This is a genomic window from Chloroflexota bacterium, from assembly GCA_018648225.1.
Classification (GTDB): domain Bacteria; phylum Chloroflexota; class Anaerolineae; order Anaerolineales; family UBA11858; genus NIOZ-UU35.
In genome coordinates, this window is record JABGRQ010000054.1 from 1 (window position 1) to 5,086 (window position 5,086).

General features: G+C 52.6%; 6 protein-coding genes. 5 read left to right on the plus strand and 1 reads right to left on the minus strand.

What is annotated here, in order from left to right:
* The 4 genes from HN413_03435 to HN413_03450 all read left to right on the plus strand — a co-directional run.
* On the plus strand, window positions 1–1,080 hold a 1,080-nt coding region (locus HN413_03435), incomplete at its 5' end, for a zinc-binding dehydrogenase (protein ID MBT3389440.1).
* A complete protein-coding gene (gene pfkB, locus HN413_03440) occupies window positions 1,077–2,012 on the plus strand; it encodes a 1-phosphofructokinase (protein MBT3389441.1) in 936 nt (311 codons plus the stop codon). The genes HN413_03435 and pfkB, both read left to right, overlap by 4 nt.
* Window positions 2,013–2,024: 12 nt before the next feature.
* A complete protein-coding gene (fbp, locus tag HN413_03445) occupies window positions 2,025–3,020 on the plus strand; it encodes a class 1 fructose-bisphosphatase (GenBank protein ID MBT3389442.1) in 996 nt (331 codons plus the stop codon).
* Between the two features lie 12 nt (window positions 3,021–3,032).
* A complete protein-coding gene (locus HN413_03450) occupies window positions 3,033–3,386 on the plus strand; it encodes a hypothetical protein (protein MBT3389443.1) in 354 nt (117 codons plus the stop codon).
* Window positions 3,387–3,484: 98 nt separating this feature from the next.
* Here the strand turns inward: HN413_03450 and HN413_03455 are convergent, their stop codons facing one another.
* A complete protein-coding gene (locus tag HN413_03455) occupies window positions 3,485–4,372 on the minus strand; it encodes a LysR family transcriptional regulator (protein ID MBT3389444.1) in 888 nt (295 codons plus the stop codon).
* A 133-nt stretch (window positions 4,373–4,505) separates the two neighbouring features.
* On the opposite strand from HN413_03455, the gene HN413_03460 reads away from it, so the two are divergent.
* Window positions 4,506–5,086: catalase-peroxidase (locus HN413_03460; protein ID MBT3389445.1), on the plus strand; the 581-nt coding region annotated here is incomplete at its 3' end.

Genomic DNA, 5,086 nt, shown 5'->3' on the forward strand with positions numbered 1-5,086 from the left:
ACCGATGTACCAGCCTCTATAAAAAAACTGGTTGAAGTAACTGAAGCGCAAGTCATCACAAAAAATGGCGTACAGCCCGAAGAATACGCAGCCCTCGCTGCTGAGCTAACAGAAGGCGCAGGCTTTGACGATATCGTCGCCCTCGAGCCAAGCTCTGCCACAGCCGTTAGCGAGATTTCCCGTCAAATTGCTCGTCGTGGCACCATGAATATGGTCGGAACCAACCCGCTGGATGGCCTCGTCGATGCTGATGTCGGACGTTTACATTATGACTATATCGCCTTCCTCGGGAACACAGGGGCAGATATTGCCGCCTCGTATGGCGAAACGCGCAACCGCTGTGAATTGCAGGCCAATGGTTCCACGGTATTCATCGGTGCGGGCGGCCCAATGGGCCAGATGCACGTTCAACGCGCTATCGAAATGCCAGATGGCCCGCGCTTGTTAATTGCTACCGAGGTTAACGCAAATCGCCTGGAAGCTTTGCGAGAGCGTTTTATTCCACTGGCCAAACAACATGGCCGTGAGTTGCATGTCATCAACCCCGTTGACTCGGACCAAACGCTATACGATTTCGTCATGGGCCTGACGAATCGTCAGGGCGTAGATGATGTTGTGGTCAGTGTGCCCGTAGCTGGGCTGATGGCAGAAGCTGCCACGTTGATGAATCCTAATGGTATGTTGGTTCTCTTCGCGGGAGTTCCCAACGGCACCATGGCCCCGCTCGATTTGAGCAATGTTTACCTGCACAATGCACAATACACTGGCACCTCGGGCCTGACAATCCACGATCAGGCTGCGGTTTTGCAGCGCGCCAACGAAGGCGCACTCTCTCCGGGGCGTATGGTGGCAGCCATCGGCGGGATGCAAGCGGGCCTGGATGCCATTGATGGTGTCATCAACAGCAGCTACCCCGGCAAGATCGTCATCTTCCCCCAAATTCAAGCTTTACCCTTGATGGGTCTGGATGAACTTGCCGAAAAATTGCCCGAAGTCGCTAAAAAACTCGGCCCTGGCAACGTTTGGACGGCTGAAGCTGAGGCTGTTTTGATTGAATCGCACTGGCAGCCTGCCAAATGAATAATATCTACACGCTGACCCTCAACCCGGCTGTCGACCGCGAATTGACCGTCCCGGCTATCGAGTTCGATTCGGTGCTGCGGGCATCGGATTGGCAAGTGGATTTTGGCGGCAAGGGCTTCAATGTCTCGCGGATGCTCAAATCGCTAGGAACCGCCAGTGCGGCTTTAGGCTTTGCCGGGGGCAAAAGTGGCGAATTGCTCAAAGACGGTCTCGAAGCCCTCGGCATCGGCACCGATTTCGTCTGGGTAGACGGCGAGACGCGCACCAACGTCAGCATTGTCACCGAGGCGCATGACCGCTTTGTCAAAGTCAATGAACCTGGGCCTACTATTTCCGCCGCCGAGCAACTGTCGTTAATCGAAAAAGTCCGCCAACTGAGCCAACCCGATGACTGGTGGGTGTTGGCGGGCAGCCTGCCGCCGGGCATAGCGTCTGATTTTTATACTCATCTCATCGAGATTATCCAGGGCGCGGGCGCCCGCGCCCTCCTCGACACCAGCGGGGAAGCCCTGTCACAGGGCTGCATGGTTGGCCCGTTCCTGGTAAAACCTAATGATGTTGAGATTCAAAAAATCACCGGGTTGCCCGTGGAGAATCAAACGCAAATTGTCGAAGCAGCTCTGGTTTTGCAAGAGATGAGTGTATCCAATGTAGTTGTTTCATTGGGTAAGCAGGGTGCGTTGCTTGTAACACCGGATGGACACTGGCTGGTAAAAAGTCCTCCGATCGAAGAGCGCAACCCCATCGGCGCGGGCGATTCCTTGGTTGGGGGGCTGGTTTGGGGATTGAGCCAGGGGATGCCTGTGGTGGAGGCTTTGCGCTGGGGAGCAGCTTGCGGTGCGGCCGCGGCCAGCCTCAGCGGGACAGCGGTCGGCTCTCCCAGCTTAGTCAAGCAACTGGTTGCGCTGGCAGAAGTTCATCAAATTTGATACACTGATATTATGCTAACCAATAAAATAATAACTATCGAACGTTTCTTGCTGGATACCCAACCGGATTATGCCCGTGGGGATCTCACGGCCTTGTTGTACGATCTGGCCTTAGCTGCCAAGATCATTGCTTCTCAAACCCGCCGGGCTGGCTTGCTCGATATTCTGGGTTTGGCAGACAATGTTAATGTTCAGGGCGAAGAACAACGCAAACTGGATGTCTATGCCGACGATGTTGTTGTGCGCCTGAACGACCACACCGGACGCCTATGCGCCATGGTTTCTGAAGAGCGCGATGATTGGATCCCAATCCCCGCGAAACACCCCAAGGGGCATTATGTGCTGGTGTTTGACCCCCTGGATGGTTCCTCGAATATTGATACCAACATCAGCATCGGCACCATATTTGGGATTTATCGTGCCCTTGACGATGAGCGCCGCGGCCGCCTGGAAGATTGCCTGCAACCCGGACGGGATATGGTCGCTGCGGGATACATTCTCTACGGAACCAGTACCATGTTGGTTTATAGTGTCGGACAGGGAGTGCATGGCTTTACGCTTGACCCAGCCTGGGGAGAATTTTTGCTCTCGCACGAGGGGATTCGTTTCCACGATTCGCCCAAATATTACAGCTTCAACCATGCTTCTGTGGAGCGCTGGAGCAAGCCGATGAAGCAATACGTTGATTGGCTCTCTGCTTCCCAAGACCCAATTCTGTCACAACGTTATCTTGGCTCGATGGTCGCCGACTTCCATCGAAACCTGATCCACGGCGGGGTATTCGGATATCCCGATGAATATAACAAGCCGGATGGCAAAATTCGCCTGCTATATGAAGCCGCGCCCCTGGCTTTCCTGGCCGAACAGGCTGGCGGCTATGGATCAGACGGCAAACAATCGCTGCTGGATATTCAACCGACAGATATTCATCAGCGCACCCCCGTTTTTATTGGCAACCGTACTCTGGTTGAGAAAGCCGAAACCTTCCTCGCTGGGTTGAAGCCGTAAAAGGAGAATAGTATGCCCTATACCATCGAAGAGACAAAATCATATTCGCATCCTGTTGTTGCTGTCTTCACGGCCGCGTTGGGTGCAGTGGCAGGCCTTGAAGGCGAAGTTGTCAAACAAGACCCCAAAGCCGGGACCCTCGAGGCTAAATTTAGCAAAACGATTCATGGTAAAGTGCTGGGTGATCGCACCCAGGTAGAAGTCACAATACTTGAAAAAGCGCCGGATACAACCGATGTTTCGGTAATAATATACCCCCTCGATCCGGTAGGGCGAAAATTGATGTTTGGCGCGCGCAAGGGTGTTTCCCGCACTGTGCTGGAGTGGTTTTTTGCTCATGTTGAGCATCGGCTAAAGAACAGTTAGCACCTCGACTTGATGAAAATGTGGAGCAGGGACAAGATGAGTTGAGGAAAAAAACAAAAGATGAAATGCATCTTTCACCGCAAGAGCGCAAGAAACTCCTAATTAGGGGGGTATTCTGATCTAACGATCTCTATAAATTTGCAAGCCAGAAACGACTGGTTCCGCTTGGCATGCGTAGCAGCCGCGATTTTACGTTTCGGAGCGATGCCGCTAACGGTTCGATAAATGATGTCTCCAGATGTGTCGCTGAGAGCCAAAGCTTGCGGCACCAGGGATACGCCCAACCCCAGGGCAATGCAATTTTGGACGGTGACCAGTTGTGAAGTATGGCAAACGATGTTTAATTCCAGATCTTGTTGGTAACAGAAGGATTGCACTTGTTCACCCAGGCAATGCACTTCACTCAAAGCAATAAAGGGGAAATCATCTAATTCTTTGACCTGAATGACAGCCCGCGACGCAATTTCAAATTTTTGCGTGGAGGCAACTAACAAGGGTTCGACGAGCAACTCCTCGGTGCGGATTAGTTTATTCTTGATCGGTAAACTGGTGATGCCCACATCCAGATCGGCATCGATGATCTTTTGGACCAGTTCCTCCGTCAGGCCTTCGTGAACTTCGAGGGTGGTATTGGGGAATTCCTGGCTGAAGCGGTGGATGACGCGCGGCAGCACAAACGGGGCAATTGTGGGGATGAATCCCACCGCCAGGGTACCGCAGCCATCTTGAATTTCAGTTTGAAGATCCACTTTTATTTCCTGCAATTTTCCCAGGATCGCGTTGGCGCGCGGCAGCAGCCGTTTTCCCACTTCGGTCAGCACTACTTTGCGTCCTAAACGGTCAAAAAGGGACTGCCCGATCTCATGTTCGAGCTTGATGATTTGTTGGCTGAGGGATGGCTGCGCCACATTGCAGCGTTGGGCCGCCCGGCTGAAACTGCCCGTTTCGGTGATAGCGACAAAATATTCGAGTTGGTGGAGTTCCATGAAATTTTCCTTTGTATAGTTTACAACTATGGATTACATAGACAACTGATATTTTACAACTATACCAAAGTTTTGTACAATCCTATTGTTAGATAATTAGGAAAATGTTGCTATAGCAAAAGGAGACAACCTTATGAATGAAGACAGCAAGTGCCCCGTACATCATAATCCCACTACCAGCGGTGGCGGCACGTCGAACCGGGATTGGTGGCCAAATCAGTTAAATCTCAATATTCTCCATCAACACTCTTCCAAGAGCAATCCGATGGGCGAGGAATTTAATTACGCTGATGAATTCAAGAAACTCGATCTAGAGGCCCTGAAGAAGGACCTCTATGCGCTGATGACCGACTCGCAGGATTGGTGGCCAGCCGATTACGGTCACTATGGAGGGCTTTTTATCAGGATGGCATGGCACAGCGCAGGCACTTACCGCACCGGCGATGGCCGCGGTGGAGCCGGGTCCGGCAACCAACGCTTTGCCCCTCTCAACAGTTGGCCTGACAACGTAAATCTCGACAAGGCGCGCCGCTTGCTCTGGCCGATCAAGCAGAAATACGGCAATATGATCTCCTGGGCCGACCTGATGATCCTCGCTGGGAACTGTGCGCTGGAGTCGATGGGATTCACGACCTTTGGCTTCGCGGGCGGACGTGAGGATATCTGGGAGCCGGAAGAGGATATTTATTGGGGCGCTGAGAGCGAATGGCTGGG

What these genes read in the sequence shown, in the direction of transcription:
- pfkB (MBT3389441.1), top strand. Translation starts at nt 1,077, where the DNA reads ATGAATAATATCTACACGCTGACCCTCAACCCGGCTGTCGACCGCGAA.
- fbp (MBT3389442.1), top strand. Translation starts at nt 2,025, where the DNA reads ATGCTAACCAATAAAATAATAACTATCGAACGTTTCTTGCTGGATACC.
- HN413_03450 (MBT3389443.1), top strand. Translation starts at nt 3,033, where the DNA reads ATGCCCTATACCATCGAAGAGACAAAATCATATTCGCATCCTGTTGTT.
- HN413_03455 (MBT3389444.1), bottom strand. Translation starts at nt 4,372, where the DNA reads ATGGAACTCCACCAACTCGAATATTTTGTCGCTATCACCGAAACGGGC.